Origin of the sequence: Bacteroides muris (ex Afrizal et al. 2022) (assembly GCF_004793475.1) — a bacterium.
In the GTDB taxonomy this organism is placed as follows: domain Bacteria; phylum Bacteroidota; class Bacteroidia; order Bacteroidales; family Bacteroidaceae; genus Bacteroides; species Bacteroides muris.
On record NZ_SRYZ01000128.1, the window covers coordinates 1 to 651 of the forward strand.

The 651-nt window shown below is 38.9% G+C and carries 1 protein-coding gene; it reads right to left on the reverse strand.

Annotated features, from left to right (window positions below; all coding sequences use genetic code 11):
- A partial coding sequence (locus E5355_RS19170; RefSeq protein WP_136011567.1) for an IS4 family transposase occupies positions 1 to 651 on the reverse strand: 651 nt, incomplete at both ends.

Sequence of the window (651 nt, forward strand, 5' to 3'; positions counted from 1 at the left end):
TCCGAAACGGTCTTTGTCATATTGAAATTTAGTTTTGTCGAAGAGGTCTTTCAAGTGCGTTTTGTCAGTTAGCGAAATGCTTAAAATCTGCAAGACTTCGTATGTACTTCTCTCCAATTTCATGTCGTTCTTGACGATAGTAACAAGTAGGTAAGTACAAATGGCAACATAGATTTGTATTCTAACGGCATTCTCGGTAGTCCCCCAAAACTTCTTAATCTTGAGGTGCTGCTTTAGCCATTTGAAGAACAGTTCTATTTGCCAACGGTTCTTGTAGAGTTTAGCAACCAATGAAGAGGAAATATGCGTTGCATTCGTAAGAAATGCAAATTCTCTACCTTGCTCTTCATCGAAGAAACGTACTAGTCGCAGTTGTTTAGGATAGTCCTTCGTTGCCTTGTATTCTGTAAACTCAATGATACAGTCAGAGAGTACATTTTTAGGCAGTCGACGTTTCCATTTTACAACTTTGTACTGTACATTCTTCTTTGCACGAACAACGAAATGTGCTCCTATTTGATTTATGCCGAACAGTTGCGAAAACTTATTGTAAGCACGGTCAAAAATGTAGTAAGAGCCTGTTTCGTAAGGTATTTCGCTCATTGCTTTGGAATCGTGAGTCGATGCAGTTGTTATATGAAAGAAGGTCGG